This is a genomic window from Nonomuraea sp. NPDC050663 (genome assembly GCF_044456985.1).
GTDB lineage: Bacteria > Actinomycetota > Actinomycetes > Streptosporangiales > Streptosporangiaceae > Nonomuraea.
Map to the genome: position 1 here is coordinate 33,379 of NZ_JBITGL010000009.1, position 17,502 is coordinate 50,880.

General features: G+C 71.1%; 15 protein-coding genes. 12 read left to right on the forward strand and 3 right to left on the reverse strand.

Going from position 1 to position 17,502, the window contains the following annotated elements; genetic code table 11:
* The first annotated feature begins 137 nt into the window (after positions 1-137).
* The 4 genes from ACIBH1_RS27475 to ACIBH1_RS27490 all read left to right on the forward strand — a co-directional run bounded on the left by ACIBH1_RS27475 (position 138) and on the right by ACIBH1_RS27490 (position 5,254).
* Positions 138-1,811 carry a discoidin domain-containing protein gene (locus ACIBH1_RS27475; protein WP_397316812.1) on the forward strand — a complete coding sequence of 558 codons (1,674 nt, stop codon included), beginning with the start codon at positions 138-140 and terminating at the stop codon, positions 1,809-1,811.
* Positions 1,811-2,980 carry an MFS transporter gene (locus ACIBH1_RS27480; protein ID WP_397316813.1) on the forward strand — a complete coding sequence of 390 codons (1,170 nt, stop codon included), beginning with the start codon at positions 1,811-1,813 and terminating at the stop codon, positions 2,978-2,980. Before ACIBH1_RS27475 ends, ACIBH1_RS27480 begins: the two co-directional genes overlap by 1 nt.
* On the forward strand, positions 2,977-3,906 hold the full coding sequence (locus ACIBH1_RS27485; RefSeq protein ID WP_397316814.1) for a hypothetical protein: 930 nt from the start codon (positions 2,977-2,979) through the stop codon (positions 3,904-3,906). The genes ACIBH1_RS27480 and ACIBH1_RS27485 overlap by 4 nt, the downstream gene beginning before the upstream one ends.
* A gap of 64 nt (positions 3,907-3,970) precedes the next feature.
* Positions 3,971-5,254 (forward strand): RNA polymerase sigma factor, encoded by a 1,284-nt coding sequence (locus ACIBH1_RS27490; protein WP_397316815.1) that lies wholly within the window; start codon positions 3,971-3,973, stop codon positions 5,252-5,254.
* Positions 5,255-5,339: 85 nt separating this feature from the next.
* On the opposite strand, the gene ACIBH1_RS27495 is transcribed toward ACIBH1_RS27490, so the two are convergent.
* Positions 5,340-5,870, reverse strand: a complete 531-nt coding sequence (locus ACIBH1_RS27495) for a helix-turn-helix domain-containing protein (RefSeq protein WP_397316816.1) — start codon at positions 5,868-5,870, stop codon at positions 5,340-5,342.
* Between the two features lie 52 nt (positions 5,871-5,922).
* Here ACIBH1_RS27495 and ACIBH1_RS27500 point away from each other — a divergent pair, with 52 nt between their 5' ends.
* Positions 5,923-6,819 carry an alpha/beta fold hydrolase gene (locus tag ACIBH1_RS27500; protein WP_397316817.1) on the forward strand — a complete coding sequence of 299 codons (897 nt, stop codon included), beginning with the start codon at positions 5,923-5,925 and terminating at the stop codon, positions 6,817-6,819.
* Between the two features lie 64 nt (positions 6,820-6,883).
* On the opposite strand, the gene ACIBH1_RS27505 is transcribed toward ACIBH1_RS27500, so the two are convergent.
* The gene (locus ACIBH1_RS27505; protein ID WP_397316818.1) at positions 6,884-7,786 is read right to left on the reverse strand and encodes an alpha/beta hydrolase family protein; all 903 of its coding nucleotides are present in this window, start codon (positions 7,784-7,786) and stop codon (positions 6,884-6,886) included.
* A 36-nt stretch (positions 7,787-7,822) separates the two neighbouring features.
* Here ACIBH1_RS27505 and ACIBH1_RS27510 point away from each other — a divergent pair, with 36 nt between their 5' ends.
* Complete coding sequence (locus ACIBH1_RS27510) at positions 7,823-8,353, forward strand: helix-turn-helix domain-containing protein (RefSeq protein WP_397316819.1); 531 nt, start codon at positions 7,823-7,825, stop codon at positions 8,351-8,353.
* A 3-nt stretch (positions 8,354-8,356) separates the two neighbouring features.
* Here the strand turns inward: ACIBH1_RS27510 and ACIBH1_RS27515 are convergent, their stop codons facing one another.
* Entirely contained in the window at positions 8,357-10,288 is a 1,932-nt protein-coding gene (locus tag ACIBH1_RS27515) for a BTAD domain-containing putative transcriptional regulator (protein ID WP_397316820.1), read from the reverse strand.
* A 26-nt stretch (positions 10,289-10,314) separates the two neighbouring features.
* Between ACIBH1_RS27515 and ACIBH1_RS27520 the strand changes: the two genes are divergently transcribed.
* Genes ACIBH1_RS27520 through ACIBH1_RS27545 form a run of 6 tightly spaced genes read left to right on the forward strand, consistent with a single transcriptional unit; the run spans position 10,315 to position 17,498 of the window.
* Positions 10,315-12,360, forward strand: coding sequence for a hypothetical protein (locus tag ACIBH1_RS27520; protein WP_397316821.1), 2,046 nt, complete (start codon positions 10,315-10,317; stop codon positions 12,358-12,360).
* Positions 12,357-13,757 carry a GT4 family glycosyltransferase PelF gene (pelF, locus tag ACIBH1_RS27525; RefSeq protein WP_397316822.1) on the forward strand — a complete coding sequence of 467 codons (1,401 nt, stop codon included), beginning with the start codon at positions 12,357-12,359 and terminating at the stop codon, positions 13,755-13,757. Before ACIBH1_RS27520 ends, pelF begins: the two co-directional genes overlap by 4 nt.
* Positions 13,754-15,145 carry a hypothetical protein gene (locus ACIBH1_RS27530; protein ID WP_397316823.1) on the forward strand — a complete coding sequence of 464 codons (1,392 nt, stop codon included), beginning with the start codon at positions 13,754-13,756 and terminating at the stop codon, positions 15,143-15,145. The genes pelF and ACIBH1_RS27530 overlap by 4 nt, the downstream gene beginning before the upstream one ends.
* Positions 15,146-15,158: 13 nt before the next feature.
* Entirely contained in the window at positions 15,159-15,908 is a 750-nt protein-coding gene (locus tag ACIBH1_RS27535) for a sugar phosphate nucleotidyltransferase (protein ID WP_397316824.1), read from the forward strand.
* A 1-nt stretch (position 15,909) separates the two neighbouring features.
* Entirely contained in the window at positions 15,910-16,809 is a 900-nt protein-coding gene (locus tag ACIBH1_RS27540; RefSeq protein WP_397316825.1) for an endo alpha-1,4 polygalactosaminidase, read from the forward strand.
* Positions 16,806-17,498 (forward strand): hypothetical protein, encoded by a 693-nt coding sequence (locus tag ACIBH1_RS27545; RefSeq protein ID WP_397316826.1) that lies wholly within the window; start codon positions 16,806-16,808, stop codon positions 17,496-17,498. Before ACIBH1_RS27540 ends, ACIBH1_RS27545 begins: the two co-directional genes overlap by 4 nt.
* Positions 17,499-17,502 lie beyond the last annotated feature (4 nt).

The following is a 17,502-nucleotide window of genomic DNA, read 5'->3' on the forward strand; positions in this document are numbered from 1 at the left end:
TCTTGACAACGCCACGGCCTGCTTGCAGGATCGCGGAGTGAAGGGCTTGGCGCGGCGTCCCACGCGGACGTGACGTGCTCAGCTGTCTCAGCTGCCCCGGCCCTGAAGTCCCCCTGCCTGACTTCCGGGAATCCTTCATGAGACGACTGCTCTTACCCCTCGTTCTGCTCGTCCCCCTCCTCAACGGCGGCACCGCGTCCGCGTCCGCCGCCGAGACCCTGCTCTCGCAGGGCAAGCCGGCCACGGCCTCCTCCGTCGAGGACGCCACCTTCCCCGCCTCTCTCGCCTTCGACGGCGACACCACCACCACCCGCTGGGCCTCGATCGAGGGCAGCGACCCGCAGTGGCTCCAGGTCGACCTCGGCGCCAGCCGGCAGCTCAGCCGCGTCAAGCTCACCTGGGAGGCCGCCTACGGCAAGACCTACAAGATCCAGCTCTCCGCCGACGGCTCCACCTGGACCGACGCCCACTCCACCACCACCGGCGACGGCGGCGTCGACGAGGCGGCCATCACCGGCACCGCGCGCTACGTCCGCATGCACGGCACGCAACGCGGCACCTCCTACGGCTACTCCCTCTACGAGATGCAGGTGTACGGCGAAGGCGGCACCGGCCCCGCACCCGGTTACCAGGCCGAGAACGCCACCCTGTCCCAGGCGTTCGTCGACACCAAGCACGCCGGCTTCACCGGCACCGGCTTCGTCGACTACGTCAACACGACCGGCGGCTACATCGAGTGGAGCGTCACCGCGGCCGCCGCGGGACCCCACCGCCTCGACTTCCGCTACGCCAACAACTCCACCACCGGCAACCGGCCCGTCGCGGTGACGGTCAACGGCGCGAACGCCGCCTCCGTGACCTTCCCGCCGACCGGCGCGTGGACCACCTGGACCACCCAGGCCGCCACCGTCACCCTCAACGCGGGCGCCAACACCATCCGGGCCACCGCCACCAGCAACGACGGCGGGCCCAACATCGACCGCCTGGACATCACCCCCGACACCGGAGGCGGCACCAGCTTCGTCGTCGCCGCCGCGGGCGACATCGCCCAGCAGTGCACCGCCAGCTCCAGCTCCTGCATCCACCCGAAGACCGCCGCCCTCGTGCAGACGATGAACCCCGAATTCGTCATCACCATGGGCGACAACCAGTACGACGATGCCCTGATCTCGGACTTCCGCAACTACTACGACAAGTCGTGGGGCGCGTTCAAGAGCAAGACCCGCCCCACGCCCGGCAACCACGAGACCTACGACCCCGCGGGCTCGCTGGCCGGATACAAGGCCTACTTCGGGTCGATCGCCTACCCCAACGGCAAGCCGTACTACAGCTACGACCACGGCAACTGGCACTTCGTGGCGCTCGACTCCAACGACTTCGGCTCCACGCAGCTCAACTGGCTCAAGGCCGACCTGGCCGCCAACACCAAGAAGTGCGTCGCCGCCTACTGGCACCACCCGCTGTACAGCTCAGGCGAGCACGGCAACCAGCCGGTCGCCAGGGCCACCTACCAGGCCCTCTACGACGCCCGAGCCGACCTGGTGCTCGGCGGGCACGACCACCACTACGAGCGGTTCGGCCCGCAGAACGCCAACGGCGGCTCCGACACCCAGGGCATCGTGTCCATCATCGGCGGCACCGGCGGCGCCTCGCCGTACGCGATCGAGAACGTCCAGCCCAACAGCCTCAAGCGCCTGACCGACACCTACGGCGTCGTCAAGCTGAACCTGGGCCCGGACTCCTTCCAGACCCAGCTCATCGGCCTGGACGGTTCGGTCAAGGACTCCGGCCCGACCTACGCCTGCCACTGATGTACGTTGCGACACCACAGCTGAACAGGCTCAGACTGCTCCTGGCCGTCCCCGGAAACGTGGCCGCGCTGGGAGCGGTGAGCCTGGTCACCGACATCTCCTCCGAGATGATCACCGCGATCCTGCCGTACTACCTGGTGCTGGTGGTGGGGCTCAGCCCGCTGGCCTACGGGCTGGTGGACGGGCTCTACTTCGGCGTCACGGCGCTGGTACGGCTGGGCGCGGGCTACGCCGCCGACCGGTGGCAGCGGCGCAAGCTCGTGGCCGGCATCGGCTACGGCCTGTCGGCGCTGTCCCGGCTCGGCCTGCTCGCGGCGGGCGCCTCGGTGCCCGCCCTGGGCGCGGCGGTGGCGGTCGACCGGGCCGGCAAGGGCCTGCGCACGGCGCCGCGCGACGCGCTGATCTCGCTCAGCGCCGAGCCGGGCCGTCAGGGACAGGCGTTCGGCGTGCACAGGGCGATGGACACCATCGGGGCCTTCCTCGGGCCGCTGGCCGCGTTCGGCCTGCTCGCCCTGGGCGGAGCCTACGACCTGGTCTTCGTGGCCAGCTTCGCGCTCGGGCTGCTCGGCGTGGTGCTGCTCGTGCTCTACGTGCGCGACCACCGCACCCCGGCACCGCTGACTCTGGTGGGGGCGGCGCCTTCGGGGGTGGCGCCATCCATGCCGTCCATGCCGTCCATGCCCGTCGGGGAGCGGCGGCCGGGCCTGCGGCTTCCCGCCGACCCGCGGTTCCGCCGCATCCTGCTGCTGGCCTGCCTGCTCGGCCTGCTGACCCTCAGCGACGCGTTCATCTACCTGCTGCTGCAGGACCGGGTGGCGCCCGAGTTCTTCCCGCTCCTGCCCCTGGGCACCGCCCTGGTCTACCTGCTCACGGCGGTGCCGGTCGGGCGGCTGGCCGACCGGTACGGCAGGATGCCCGTCTTCCTGGCCGGTCACGGACTCCTGCTGGCCCTCTACGGCCTGCTCGCCTGGCAGGCCCACGCGCTGGTGATCCTGGTGCTGCTCGGCCTGTTCTACGCCGCCACCGACGGCGTCCTGATGGCGGCGGCGGGCCCCCTCCTGCCGGACGCCACGCGCACCAGCGGCCTGGCCTGGCTCCAGACCGGCCAGGCGGTGGCCCGCATGCTCTCCTCGATCCTGTTCGGCGCGCTCTGGACGGTGCTGGGATGAAAAACGGTGCTGGCACGAAACGCCTGCTGATCGTCAGTCTGACCGCACTCCTGCTCGGCCTGGGCGTGACCGGCTACGCGTGGTGGCGGTCGGGCCCCGCCCCGCGCGAGGTCGACACCATCCGGGTCAGGGACACCGCCTCCGGCATGATCACCGGCACCGACCGGCGCTGCGACCGCTTCTACCAGGCGGCCGGCACGGCGGTCTGCCTCATCGTCGAGCCCGGAGCCGTGCCGAAGACCTACGCGCTCATCCTCGACGCCGGCCTGCGCGAGGTGCGGCGCGTGCGCATCGCCGGCATCCCGAGCCGGGCCCGGGTGTCGGCCAGCGGCCGCATGGTCTCCTGGACGGTCTTCGTCACCGGCGACTCCTACAACAGCGGCGGCTTCTCCACCTGGACCGGCATCCTCGACACCAAGACCGGCTACCTCGTCACCAACATGGAGGAGATCCCGCTCTTCATCGACGGCAAGCGCTACTACTCGGTCGACGTCAACTACTGGGGCGTCAGCTTCGCCGCCGACGACAACCGCTTCTACGCCACCGTCTCCACCAAGGGCCGCACCTACCTCGTCGAGGGCGACTACACCGCCTGGCAGGCCAGGACGTTGCGGCAGAACGTGGAGTGCCCGTCACTCGCTCCCGACGGCACCCGGCTGGCGTTCAAGAAGCGCATGCCCGCCGGCGCCTGGCGGCTGCACCTGCTCGACCTGGCCACCATGCGCGAGACCCCGCTCGCCGAGACCGCCGAGGTCGACGACCAGGCGGCCTGGCTCGACGGGAACACGGTGATGTACGGCAGGGCGGGCGACGTCTGGGCGGTCGCGGCCGACGGCGGAGGGCAGCCGCGGCTGCTGGCCAGAGGGGCGTCGTCGCCGGTCCCACCTGGGGGACAAATCTCCCGCGCGATGTCGATCCGCCGCTGACCCCGTTCGACCTGGAGGTGAGAGGCTCGGACGGAGTGAACCCAGAGATGATCAAGGAGCGGGCGTGCGGCAGGTGAGTGAGGCGGCGCGGCGGGCCGTCGAGGCGGTGTGGCGCATCGAGGCGCCGCGCATCGTCGGCGCGCTCGCCCGCTACACCGGCGACTTCGCCCTCGCCGAGGACGTCGCGCAGGAGGCGCTGGCCGAGGCGCTCGTCACGTGGACGCGTGAGGGCGCCCCCGCCAGCCCTGCCGGCTGGTTGCTGTCGACGGCCCGGAGGCGCGCCATCGACGGCTTCCGCCGCCGCACCGCCCTCGACAAGCGCTACGCGATGCTGGCCGGTCCGCTCGGCGAGGGGCAGGCGTCCTCGGGCGCCACGACGGTCCCGCCCGAGGACGACCTGCCCTGGGACCCCGACCGGGTCGACGACGACGTGCTCGCCCTGATGTTCACGGCCTGCCACCCGGTCCTGTCGCCCGAGTCGCGCGTCGCCCTCACCCTGCGCGCGGTCGGCGGCCTGACCAGCGAGGAGATCGCGCGCGCCTTCCTGGTGCCGGTCCCGACGATCCAGGCGCGCATCACCCGCGGCAAGAAGACGATCGCCGCGGCGGGTGTCCCGTTCGAGCTGCCCCCGGCCTCCGAGCGCAGGGAACGGCTCGGCGGCGTCCTGAGCGTGCTCTACGTGATCTTCACCGAGGGTTCGACGGCCACGGCCGGCGAGAGCCTCGTGCGCCACGACCTCGCCTACGAGGCGATCAGGCTGGCCAGGATGCTGACCGCGCTGCTGCCCGCCGAGCCGGAGGCGCACGGCCTGCTGGCCCTGTTCGAGCTCACCTCGGCCCGCTTCCCGGCCCGCACCGGCCCCGGCGGCGAGGCCGTCCTGCTGGAGGAGCAGGACCGGCGGTTGTGGGACCGCTCGGCGATCCTGCGCGGCGGTGCCGCGCTCGGCCGCGCGACCGCGCTCGGCCGGGGTCTGGGGCCGTACGGCCTGCAGGCGTCGATCGCCGCCTGCCACGCCGCGGCGGAGTCGGTGAAGGGGACCGACTGGGAGCGCATCGTGCTGCTGTACGAGGCGCTCGGCAGGGTGGCGCCCTCGCCGGTCGTCGAGCTGAACCGGGCGGTGGCGGTCGCGATGGCCGAGGGGCCGCTTCCCGCGCTGGAGCTGGTGGACGCGCTGGCGGCGGCCGGGCGGTTGTCGGGCTCGCATCTGCTGCCGAGCGTGAGGGGCGAGTTGCTGGCCCGGCTGGGCCGTACGGTCGAGGCCAGGAAGGAGCTGGAGCGGGCGGCCGGCATGTGCGGCAACGAACGCGAGCGTTCGCTGCTGCTGCGCAAGGCTGCTGAGCTCGGGTGAGCTGAGCTGGCCCGAGCTGGCCCCGAGCCGGCCCCGAGCTGGCCCCGAGCTGGCCCCGAGCTGGGCTGAGTTCGGCTGAGAGGCGCTATTCCCGCTCCAGGGGGAAGATGATCGGGCTCAGCTGGTAGAGCCGCCGTCCTTCGCCCGGACCGTTGCCCGCGTGGGCGAGCACCGCCGGGATCACGGTGGCCAGCAGTCCGGCGAGTTCCTCCGGGTCGAGCCACAACGCGAGCTGCCGGTAGCCGACCGAGTCGGCGGCCGGATCGGCGCCCTCGTGGTCGAGGTAGGCGTTGAAGTCGGCGATCAGGGCGGTCATCGCCACGGCGAAGGTGCGCCGGTGGTCGTCGAGCGACATCGACGCCGCCGCCTCCTGGTCGATCGAGGCGCGGGCGCGGTTGAGGCGGTAGCGCCGCTCGACGGCGCCGTGCACCCGCTGCTCGCCGTCGACCTCCAGCACCCCGGCCTCGGCCAGCAGGGCGACCTGGCGGTACAGGCTCGTCTTGGGCACGTCGGGCATGCCCGCGCACAACTCGGTGGTGGTCCGCGTCCGGCCGGCGGACATGGCGTGCACGATGCGCATGCGCACGGGGTGGAGGAGCAGCTCCAGCAAGTCCATTCCCCCATGTTCCCATATTTGGTACTGTTTCCAAAAATGGGAAAGGTGGACCATGGATCACGAAGTGAACGGACGCCGCCTGTACATGCGGAGCGCGGGCACGGGCGCTCCGCCCGTGGTGTTCCTGGCGGGCGGCGGTGCCGTCGGGCTCGACTACTGGGGGCTGCAGCAGCGCGTCGCCGAGCTCACCACCGCCGTCGTCTACGACCGCTCCGGCACCGGCTGGAGCGACCGCTCGTCCGGACGGCTGCCCGACGCGGGTGAGACGGTCGAGGAGCTGCGCGAGCTGCTGCGGGTCGCCGGCGTGCCAGGGCCGTACGTGCTGGTCGGCCACTCGCTGGGCGCGCTGTTCGCCCGCCTCCACGCGATCCGCTACCCCGGCGAGGTGGCGGGGCTGGTCCTCATGGATCCCGCCCACGAGGACTACGACACCTCCATGCCGCAGGAGCTCCAGGAGCTGCGCGCCTCCTTCGACCCCGGCGCCATGGAGCTGCCGGACGAGCTGCCCGCAGAGGTCCTCGCCTTCTACCGCGACCTGTTCGGCCGCATGATGAGCGGCTGGCCCGCCGACGTGCGCGAGCCCCTCATCGAGGCGCATCTCGGCCGCGAATGGTTGTCGGACGGCTTCCGCGCGGTCGCGGCCGTCAAGGGGTACTACGACGAGGTCGGCAAGGCGGGCCCGCTGCCCGACCTGCCACTCATCGTGCTGACCGCGACCGGCGTCGACGACTTCAAGCGCGCGGTCTCGGCGGGGGAGTCAGAGGCGCTGATGCTCGCCGAGATCGACGCCAAGCGGCGGCTCTACGACACGTTGGCCGCCTCCGTCCCCCGCGGCGAGAACCGGCCGGTGTCCGGGGTGGGTCACGCGTCGCTGCCGTGGCTCGGCGCCGATGACGTCGTTCGCGCGATCCGTGACGTGCTCACCCGCATTTCGGGTGGTATTGGGTAAGGCGATTGACGGATTTATAGCGCTTTATCGTGCCTCTTTAACGGCCGAGTAGCGTTCTATTCTCCTAAATGTTTTCTCGCAGCCACTCGGCGATGTCGTCGATGACGACGGGATCGACATGCTGGGCGGCGAGATAACTCTCCGGGGTGGAGGGTCCCTCACCGGGAAAGAACAGATGGTCGTCGGCTTCGTACACGCGGATCGTGACGTCGGGCCGATGCCCGAGCCCCGCTCTCCACAACGACAGGTCGTCGGCGACGGTCACCTGGTAGTCGCGCCCGCCCTGAAGGAGAAGCATCGGCAGCTCCAGCGCGGACGCCGCGGCCACCGGGTCGTAGTCGCGCAGCTCGAGCCAGTAGGAGCCCGGCAGCCCGAGAGGCAGGTCCGCGGCGGGCGTGTCGGCCGTCAGGCCGGGGTCGTCGACGGCGGCGGCCTGGCGGGCGACCTCCTCGGCCAGTTCCTTGACGGCGGGGTCGTCGCCGACCGAGGCCAGGTAGGACAGGACGCGCACCGCCGACCGGTGCATGGGCTGCGCGTCGGCCGCCAGGGTCACCAGGCCGGCGACGCCCGGATGCGCGGCCGCCACCCGCGGCGCGATCTTGCCGCCCATGCTGTGCCCCACCACGAAGACGCGGCGGGCGTGCTTCTGCAGGAGGTCGAGCGCGGCCACGGCGTGCGGCACGTACTCCTCGGTCATGGTGAAACCCGGCGAGGTCATCAGGGTGACGTCGAGATGGGTCGCCTTGTCGAAACGCAGCACGGCGACGCCGTGGGAGGCCAGCCCCCAGGCCAGGTCCCTGAGCGGCTTGTTCGGCCCGCTGGACGCGTCGCGGTCGAACGGCCCGCCGCCGCTGAGCAGCACGACTCCGGCCCCGGCCGGGCCAGAGGACGGCAAGGTGAGCGTTCCCGGCACGGCGAGCGGTCCGGTGTCCAGGACCACGTCTTGTTCGATCCAATCCTTTCTCATAGATGAGAAAGGTAGCACATGTGAGAACATTGGACCATGGACACCTTGGAGCTCCTGGCGCACCCCGTGCGGTTGCGCATCGTGCACGCCATGCGCGGCGAACGCCTGATGACCACGTCCGAGCTGTGCGAGCGCATCCCCGACGTCTCCAAGGCGACCCTCTACCGTCACGTCGACCTGCTGGCGGCGGGCGGGATCCTGGAGGTGGCCGAGGAGCGCAGGGTGCGCGGAGCCGTGGAGCGGCAGTACCGCCTGCGCGAGGAACGGGCGGTGATCGACGCCGAGGCCGTCGCCTCGATGACGACCGACGACTACCGGCGCGGATTCGCCACCGCCATGGCGATCATGCAGGCGGAGTTCAACGCCTACCTCGAGCGCGAGGGCGCCGACCCGGCCGCCGACCTGGTCGGATACCGCCAGCACGCGGTCTGGCTCGACCCCGGCGAGGTGCGCGACCTCATCGCCGACCTGCGCGAGGTCATCGTGCCCCGCCTGGCGCACCAGGCCACCGCCGAACGCGGGCGCTACCTCCTGAGCCCGATCCTGTTCCCGATGGAACGCCCCTGAGCCTCACCCCGCGGGCGAGCGGGCCAGCTGCTGAGCGGCGTACTGCCGCAACATCTCCAGCAGCCGGTATCTCGTGCCGTCCTGCGCCCGCTCCACGTACAGCAGCGAGTGCTCGATGAAGATGCCCACCAGGTCGCGCATGCGCTCGGCCGTCACCCCCATCCCGCCCCTGGCCAGGGCCGTACGCGCGTCCTCCATCCGGAACGGCCTGGTGAACACCGACAGCTGGTCGAAGGCCCGCTGCTCCTCGCCGCTGAGCCGCGCGTAGCTCCACTCGATCGCCGCGCGCAGCGAGGCGTGCCGCGGCGTGTCGCCACCGGACCTGGTGAGCAGGTCGAGCTGCCGGTCGAGCCGGACGGCCAGCTGCTCGACGGGGATCGACACGGTCAGCTGCCCGGCCAGCTCCAGGGCCAGCGGGATGCCGTCGACGGCCCGGCAGATGCGCGCCACCTCGGCGGCGTTGTGCTTGCACAGGGTGAACTCGCGGTCGGCCGACGAGGCCTGCTCGATGAACAGCTGTCCCGCGGGCGAGGACCGCACAGCCTGCACGCTCTGCTCGTACGGCAGGGCGAGCGGCGCCACGCGCCAGACCGACTGCCCCTCGGAGGGCAGGCGCTGCCGGCAGGTGGCGACGATGCGCAGCTCGGGCAGGGTGTGGTGCAGGTCGCGGGTGAGCGTGGCGAACTCCTGCCGCAGCGGGTCGCAGTTGTCGAGGATGAGCAGCGCGGGCGAGGCCGACAGCCGCCACAGCAGCTCGGCCATCGGGAGGGTGTTCCCGTCGCGGTCGGTGGCCGTCGCCCACAACGTCGGCGACGAGGGGGAGACGTTGGCCAGGTCGGCGGTCCAGACGCCGCCCGGGTAGCTGAGGTGCTCGCGTTCGCCCAGCTCGCGGGCCAGCCGCGACTTGCCGACGCCGGGCGGCCCGATAAGGGTGACGAGGGGGGTGCGGCGGACCACGACCGAGAGCTCGACCAGCTCGCGGGCGCGGCCGACGAACCCGGCCTGGATGGCAGGGGCGGGTTCCTTCTCCGCCTCGCGAAGCAGCAGCGACGGGTCGCGATTGAGGATGGCGTGCTCGAGGCGGCTCAGCTCGATGGAAGGTTCCAAACCGAGCTCGGTGTGGAGCAGGTCGCGTCCTTCGCGGTAGATCTGCAGGGCCTCGGGCTGTCGCCCGTCGCGGTAGAGGGCGGTCATGAGCTGCGCACGGAAACGCTCCTGCAGGGGGTACTCCTGGACCAGGCCGTGGATCTCGCCGATGAGGTCGGCGTGGCGGCCCAGCGCCAGGTCGGCGTCGATGCGCAGGGCCAGTGCCCTGATCCGCTTCTCCGCGAGCCGTACCGCGACCTGCTGGAGCAGCGGCACCCCCTCCAGCCCGCTGAGCGCGGGCCCGCGCCACAGGTCGAGCGCGGAGCGCAGCAGGTCGCTGCCGCGGGTGGGGTCGCCGGTGTCGATGAAGCGCCTGGCCTCGCCCGCCAGCGCCTCGAACTGCCAGCTGTCGATGGTCTGCGGCGGGACGTGCAGGACGTAGCCGGGCGCCCGGTAGGTGATCTGGGCGGTGTCGCCGAGAAGGCGGCGCAGGCGGTGGATGTGGAGGCGCAGCCGGGTGGCGCTGCCCTCCTGGTGGTCGGGCCCCCAGAGGGCGTCGACCAGAACATCGGTCGGAGTCAACTCGCCTACTCGACACAAAAGGATTGCGAGAAGAATGCTCTGTTTCACGGAACGTATCGGAATTAATGTCCCTTCGCGGACAACCTCAAGTCCTCCCAGAATGGAGAAGTTCATGAGTTCCTCCGCGGCAGGTCCTCGGTGGGCGAGTCTAGGATCAGCGTTGTGTGAAACGTAGGAGAAATCAAGAAGAAACGGCTCTAATTCAGACTCCCTCTGTTGGTCGAGGTCATCGATCAAGGGGTGGGAAAATGCGTAAGCGCACGTCATTACTTAGATCGTTCCAAGCACTCCTGGTGTTGCCGCTCCTGTTGACGGTGACCGCTGCCGGACAGCTCGAACCGGGGCACTCCCACGGCGATCCCGTCCGGGCCCGCGTCGCCCCCGACAGACCCGCCAAGACGCCCGGCCGCCTCCCGATCAAGACGGGCAAGGTGAAGGTCGAGACGCAGCGGAAGGCCACGGCGACCGCCCTGACCGCCCTGACCGCCACCGACCAGGTCTCCCTGCGCACCCTGGTGCTGGCAGTCGACGACGACGACTTCGGCCTGGCCACCTGGAAGGCCACCCTCGACCGCGTCGGCGCCTCCTACGACGTGATCAGGACGAGGACGGAGGCGCTGACCGGCGCCACGCTGGTCCGGCCCGACGGCTCCGGCAAGTACAACGCCATCCTGCTGACCAACCACTCGCAGCTCTACTTCGACGGCTCCGGCTACGTCAGCGGCCTGGACGGCACCGAGTGGAACACGCTGTGGGCCTACGAGCGCGACTACGCCGTGCGCCAGGTCTCCCTCTACACCAGCTACGGCACCTGGCCGGAGGACTACTGCCTGCGCGGCGTCAGCGAGGGCGGAGTCGAGGGCACGCCGCTCAACGCCACCCTCACGGCGCAGGGCTCCGGCGTCTTCGGCTACGTCAAGCCGGCCGCGGTCATCCCGATCACCTACTCCTACGTCTACCGGACCTCCCTCCAGGCCGGCTGCGCCGCCGACCCCGTCCTGCAGTCGGGCACGAACGTTCTCGGCGTGCGCTCCACCTCCGCCGACGGCCGCGAGCGGCTGGCGCTGACCTTCACCTCCAACCAGTACCTGCTCCAGGCCAACCTGCTGGTGTACGGCGCGCTCCGCTGGGCCTCGCGGGGCCTGTTCCTCGGCGAGCACCGCCGCTACCTGTCGGCCGACGTGGACGACTGGTTCAACCACACCGACCACCTCCACGCCGACGGCACCCTGGAGACCGACCCGGGCTACCGGCTGACCCGCGCGGACGCCGTACGGACCTGGAACGCCCAGAACACCTTCCGCAACCGGCCGCTCACCTCGGACTTCCGGCTCAGCCTCGCCTACAACGGCGAGGGCTTCGACCCGCTGGCCCCCAACTCGTGCAGCTCGGCCAACCCCGACGGGCTGACCAGCTACTCGCGCTGCCGCGCCGCCGACTTCCGGTGGATCAACCACACCTTCACCCACCCGAAGATGAACTTCACCGACTACGCGACCAGCCACTACGAGATCTCCCACAACACCACCGTCGGCCTGCCCGTCCCGGCGACCGTGCTGAAGACGGGGGAGTACTCCGGGCTCGGCGTCTACAACCCCGACCCGAACGACGACATCGGCCCGCCCACCGACTACGGCCTGGCCGCCTCGAACCAGAACCTGCTCCAGGCCGCCAAGGACGCCGGCGTGCTGTACCTGCACGGCAACATGTCGTTCGGCAGCCACCAGCCGGGCTGCTTCAACTGCGGCATCCACCACCCGCTCGAGCCGAGCCTGCTCATCGTGCCCGACTGGCCCACCAACGTGGCCTACCACGTGACCACGCCGGCCGAGCAGACGCTGTTCTACAACTCCTACTACGGCCCCGGCGGCCGCTTCCCGTACTGGCCCGCCGACCAGACCTACACGCAGATCCTCGGCCACGAGTCCGACGTGGCGCTGCAGCACGTGATGACCGGATCGGCCTACGCGCACACCTTCCACCAGGGCAACCTGCGCGCCTACGAGAACAACCAGAAGAGCCTGGTCTTCGACTGGCTCAACAAGGTGCTCGACAAGTACGCCCTCTACTACAGCGCCCCGCTCCTGACGCCGGCCTGGCCCGACCTGGCCGCCTACGTCGCCAGCCGCAACGCCCACTTCGCCGCGCTGTCGGCGGGCGCCGAGGCTCTCTACGACCGGGCGGCCGGGACCGTCACCGTCACCTCTCCCTCCGCCGGGACCGTCTACCTGACCGGCGCCCAGGCCACCGGGTTCGCGAGCTACGGCGGGGACTCCATCTCCACCGTGACGCTGCCCGCGGCCACCCCCGTCACCGTCCCGGCGAGCGTGCTGCCGTGAAGGTGACCCTGGTGTCGGAGGGCACCTACCCCTTCGCCATGGGCGGCGTGAGCGTCTGGATGGACCAGCTCATCCGCGGCATGCCCGACTACGAATGGGACGTCGTGACGCTCACGGTCGACGGGAGCGAGCAGCCGATCTGGAGCGCCCCCGCCAACCTGCGCAACGTGGTCTCCATGCCGATCTGGGAGCCGGTCCCGCCACGGATCGCCAAGCCGTACGCGGGAGACGCCTTCCACCACATCTACGCCGACTTCCTGGAGGTCATGCTCACGCCCGCCGTCCTGGGCGAGGACAGCGACCGGTTCCTGTCGGTGCTGCACCGGCTGTTCTGCTACTCCAACGACGGCGGCGACCTGATCGGCGCGCTGTCGACCAACGAGTCGCTCACCCAGCTCATGGACGCCTGGTACTGGAACAGGGGCGACGGCATCAGCCTGCACGACGCGGTGATCGCCGCCCGGCTGATGGGGCGCATGCTGCGCCCGCTGACCGTGACCCCGGTCGAGACCGACATCGTGCACCTGGCCATGAACGGCGTCAGCGCCCTCATCGGCATGGCCGCCAAGTGGCGGCACGGCACGCCGATCGTGCTGTCGGAGCACGGGGTGTGGCTGCGCGAGAGGTACCTGCAGTACCTGGCCGAGCCCGTCTCCCACGGGATCAGGGTGCTGCTGCTCGGCTTCTACCGGCGGCTCGTCGGGGCGGCCTACCAGGTGGCCGACAGGATCGCGCCGCACTCGTCGTACAACAGCCGCTGGCAGCTGCGCAACGGCGCCGACCAGGCCAGGATCCGCACGATGTACAACGGCGTCGACCCCGTCGACTTCCCCGTCGCCCAGGGCGAGCCGCACGAGCCGACCATCGTGTTCATGGGCCGCATCGACCCGCTCAAGGACCTGCACACCCTGATCCGCGCCTTCGCCCTGGTCCACGGGGAGCTGCCGGAGGCCAGGCTGCGCATGTTCGGCGGCTTTCCCGAGGGCGACGTCTACGCCCGCAGCTGCGCCGAGCTGATCGAGGAACTGGGCCTGTCGGGCGTGGCCACGCTGGCGGGGCGCGTGGACCACCCGGTGGACGCCTACCACGCCGGCAGCCTGGTGGTGCTGACCAGCATCTCCGAGGGCTTCCCCTACACGATCGTGGAGGCCATGGCCTGCGGCAGGCCGGTGGTGGCCACCAACGTCGGCGGGCTGGCCGAGGCGGTGGGGGAGGCGGGGCTGATCGTCTCGCCCCGCGACCCGCAGGGCGTGGCGGACGCCTGCCTCACGCTGCTGCGCGACCCCGAGCTGCGGGCCAAGCTCGGACAGGCCGCGCGCGAGCGCATGCTGGAGCGCTTCACCCTGGAGAAGTCGCTCGACGACTACCGCCGCGTCTACCGGGAGCTCGTCCCATGACGGCGCTCACCGGCGACCTGGCCCCCGTCGACGACCTCGTGCGGCGCATGCTGCCGCGGATCGAGTGGGCCGTCGAGCCGCTGCAGGTGGCGGCGGCGCTGGAGTCGGACGGCGTCACCGACAGGATCGCGCGCGACAGGTACGGCTTCAGCGACGTCTTCGAGCTGGCTCAGGCGGCCTTCGCGCGGCTGCCCGCCGTGGTCGCCGGTCCCGTCGTGCCCGACGCCGCGCCCCGGCAGGCCAGGCCGTTCGCGCAGATGGCGCACGGCCTGCTGTACGCCATGCCCGCCGCGCTGCTGCCCGCGGCGTCGGCGCTGGTGGGCGTGCGCTACCTGATGCCCGGCCTGGTGCTGACCACGGCCGTCGGATGGATCTGGGGCAGCACCGGGGCCAGGGCGGCCTACGGGCTGCTCGGCAGGGGACGGCCGGCGGCGGCCGGGCGGGCGTTACGGATCACCATGCTGGGCGGCGTCGCCGCGGCCCTGGTCATGATCGGCTCCCTGGCCGTGTGGTACGGCGGCGGCGCCGGGCTGATCGTGCTCTGCATGGGGCAGATGGCCTTCCAGATGGCCTCCGCCGTGCTGCTGTTCTACCGGGCCGAGATCCGCCTGGCCGTCCTCATGGCTCCAGGCGTGATCGCGGGCGTGGCCTACCTCGCCCTGCCGGGACCGCGCGCCGCGCTGGCGGCGGTGGGACTGGGCATCTGCTCCATCGTCGGGATCTTCGTCGCCGCCCTGGTCATGACACGCCGCGCCGGAGCCGACACCACGGCGGGGCGGCCCCTGGCCGGGGCCGACCTGGCCGCGATGCTGCTGCCGCTGGTCTACAGCATGGCCTCGGCGTTCTTCCTGCTCCAGGCCGAGGCCAGGTACGTGCTCGACCGGGCCGACATCGCCATCGCCGGCGTGCCGCTGGTGCTGGGCATGGGCGTCCTGGAGTACCGGACCCACCGGTTCGAGGACGATGCCCGGGCGCTGATGGGGCGGGTCAGGTATCCCCGCCAGTTCGTCCTGCGCAGCCGGCGGCTGCTCAGGCGGGGGCTGCTGAAGTGCCTGGGAGCGCTCGGCGCGCTCGCGGCGCTGCTGCTGGCCGTACTGTCGCGGGCCGATCCCGTGGCGCCGGAGGTGGCGCTCATGGCCGCGGCCCACGTGGTCGTCGGCGGGGCCTACTTCCTCTCGTTCGTCCTGGCCAACCAGGGCAAGATCCGGCAGCTCTGCGTGGCCCAGGGACTGGCCCTCGCGGCGCATCCGGGAGTGTGGCTGGTCCTGCCGGCCGCGCGTACCTCGCTCGCGGACATCGCCGTGTTCCTCGGCGCGAGCGTGCTGTTCCTGCTCATCCTGCTGGGATTCGCCCTGGCGAGTCTGCGGCACGTCCAGCAATACGGCTAACAGGAGGCACCTCATGCACGTGGTCATCCTCGCGGGAGGGCGGGGTGTGCGGCTGCGTCCATACACGTCCGCGCTGCCCAAGCCGCTGGTCCCCATCGGCGAGGAATACGCGATCCTCGACATCATCCTGCAGCAGCTGCGGGCCTACGGGTTCACCCGCGCCACCCTCGCCGTCGGCCATCTCAGCCCGCTCATCAGGGCGTTCGTGGGCGACGGCTCGCGCTGGGACATCGACGTCGACTACACGGAGGAGTCGGCGCCGCTGTCCACGATCGGGCCGCTGTTCGCCATCCGCGACCGGCTGCCCGAGCACTTCCTGGTCATGAACGGCGACGTGCTGACGACCCTCAACTACGCCGAGGTGCTGGATCACCACCTCGGCTCGGGCGCGCCGCTGACGGTGGCCACCGCCCCGCGCATCGTCAAGGTCGACTTCGGGGTCCTGGAGACCCACCAGGGGAAGATCACCGCCTTCCGCGAGAAGCCGCTGCTGAGCTACCTGGTCAGCATGGGCGTCTACGGCCTGTCCAGGCAGACGATCGCCTCGTATCCGGAAGGCATGCCGCTCGGCTTCGACGAGCTGGTCCTCGACCTGATGGCGGCGGGCGACCCGCCGCGGGTGTTCGAGTACGACGGCTACTGGCTCGACATCGGGCGCCCCGACGACTACGACGAGGCCAACCAGCGGTTCGAGGAGATCCGCACCCTGCTGCTCCCGGCGCCGGAACCCCGGCGCCACCCGGCCACACGAGGAACCAGGTGAGATGAGAGCGGGTTCGGTGACCGCGGGCGTGCTGGCCCTCGCGATGATGTCATGCTCCACGAAGCCGGCCGCGCCGCCGCCACCGGCCCTGGACTCCGTGACGTCCTTCGCCTACCAGCTCCAGGGGTACGGGAGCGGGTGGCTGGAGGAGCTCGAGCGTTCGGGCCACCAGCTCGCGATCATCGACCTGTCCCGCGACGGCAGCGCGCGCGGCCACTTCGGCGCGGACGAGGTGGGCCGCCTGCGCGGCTCCGCCAAGCTGGTGCTGGCCTACTTCGAGATCGGCTCCATCGAGGAGTTCCGTCACGAGTGGCCGGCCGTGCGCGACTCCGGGCTGGTGCTCAACCGCTGGCACGACTGGCCCGACGAGCACTTCGTGCGCTACTGGGAGAACCTGTGGTGGGAGAGCGTGGTCAGGCCGCGCGTCGACCAGGCCATCGCGGCCGGGTTCGACGGCGTCTACCTCGACACGCCGCTGGCCTACGAGGAGCTCGACCTGAAGCTGGTGCGCGGCGAGACCCGCGAGAGCCTGGGCCGCCGGATGGCGGACCTCATCATCAGGATCAGCGTCTACGCCAAGGCCCGCAGGCCCGGCATGCTGATCGTCCCGCAGAACTCTCCCGAGCTGCGCCACTTCTCCGGCTACACCGAGGCCATCGACGGGATCGGCATGGAGGAGCTGTTCTTCCAGGCCACCGACCGGCGCTGTGTCGAGGACTGGTGCGAGGAGAACCTCGCCGAGGCCCTCGCCCTGCGCCGCAGGGGCAAGGCCGTGCTCGCCACGGACTACGCCGTCCGGCCGGAGAACGTGCGCTCGGCGCGGGCCCTGTACCGGAAGTACGGCTTCGCGGGCAACGTCACGGTGCTCGCCCTGGACCGGATCAGCGAGGAACACGGATGACGGAGCCCATCGGTTTCTACTACGGCGCCGACCGGCTGGAGAGCCTGGCGCGATTCGAGATGGTCGTCCTGCAGGCCGGCTTCTACAGCCCGGGGGAGCTGGCGTGGCTGCGTTCGCGCGGCGTGCGGCCCCTGGGCTACCTCACGCTGTCGGAGGACCCGGGGCCGCAGGCGCCCTGGCACCGGCAGGAGCGCAACCCCGACTGGGGAGGCGCCTACGTCCACGTCGGCGACCCGCGCTGGGCCGCGCACGTGATCGGGCAGGCGCGCAGGGCCATGGAGGCCGGGTTCGCCGGGCTCTTCCTCGACACGCTCAACCTGGAGTCGACCTACCCGGAGGACCTGCCCCACCTGCTCACGCTCATCGCGGCGATCAGGGAGGAGGCCAGGCCCGACTACCTGCTGGCCAACCGGGGGTTCGCGCTGCTGCCCAGGCTGGCCGAGCTGGTCGACGGGGTGCTGTTCGAGTCGTTCTCGGCGCGCTGGACCGACGAGGAGCACTACGCGCCCTGGCCCGACGACGTCCTGGAGACGCACGCGTCGATCGCCGAGAAGCTGCTGCAGCTCGACGTCGACGTCTACGCGCTCGACTACGCCGACAGCCGGGAGCTGGCGGAGTTCGCGCATCGCAGGGCGCGGGAGTTCGGCCTGCTGTGCTTCGTCAGCGACCGGGCCCTGTCACGGATCTGACCCT

Bases quoted from the DNA above. Each gene is read 5' to 3' on its own strand.
- ACIBH1_RS27495 (WP_397316816.1), bottom strand. From the start codon at position 5,870: ATGGACTTGCTGGAGCTGCTCCTCCACCCCGTGCGCATGCGCATCGTG.
- ACIBH1_RS27485 (WP_397316814.1), top strand. From the start codon at position 2,977: ATGAAAAACGGTGCTGGCACGAAACGCCTGCTGATCGTCAGTCTGACC.
- ACIBH1_RS27545 (WP_397316826.1), top strand. From the start codon at position 16,806: ATGACGGAGCCCATCGGTTTCTACTACGGCGCCGACCGGCTGGAGAGC.
- ACIBH1_RS27475 (WP_397316812.1), top strand. From the start codon at position 138: ATGAGACGACTGCTCTTACCCCTCGTTCTGCTCGTCCCCCTCCTCAAC.
- ACIBH1_RS27535 (WP_397316824.1), top strand. From the start codon at position 15,159: ATGCACGTGGTCATCCTCGCGGGAGGGCGGGGTGTGCGGCTGCGTCCA.
- ACIBH1_RS27515 (WP_397316820.1), bottom strand. From the start codon at position 10,288: ATGACGTGCGCTTACGCATTTTCCCACCCCTTGATCGATGACCTCGAC.
- ACIBH1_RS27500 (WP_397316817.1), top strand. From the start codon at position 5,923: ATGGATCACGAAGTGAACGGACGCCGCCTGTACATGCGGAGCGCGGGC.
- ACIBH1_RS27510 (WP_397316819.1), top strand. From the start codon at position 7,823: ATGGACACCTTGGAGCTCCTGGCGCACCCCGTGCGGTTGCGCATCGTG.
- ACIBH1_RS27480 (WP_397316813.1), top strand. From the start codon at position 1,811: ATGTACGTTGCGACACCACAGCTGAACAGGCTCAGACTGCTCCTGGCC.
- ACIBH1_RS27530 (WP_397316823.1), top strand. From the start codon at position 13,754: ATGACGGCGCTCACCGGCGACCTGGCCCCCGTCGACGACCTCGTGCGG.
- ACIBH1_RS27540 (WP_397316825.1), top strand. From the start codon at position 15,910: ATGAGAGCGGGTTCGGTGACCGCGGGCGTGCTGGCCCTCGCGATGATG.
- ACIBH1_RS27505 (WP_397316818.1), bottom strand. From the start codon at position 7,786: ATGAGAAAGGATTGGATCGAACAAGACGTGGTCCTGGACACCGGACCG.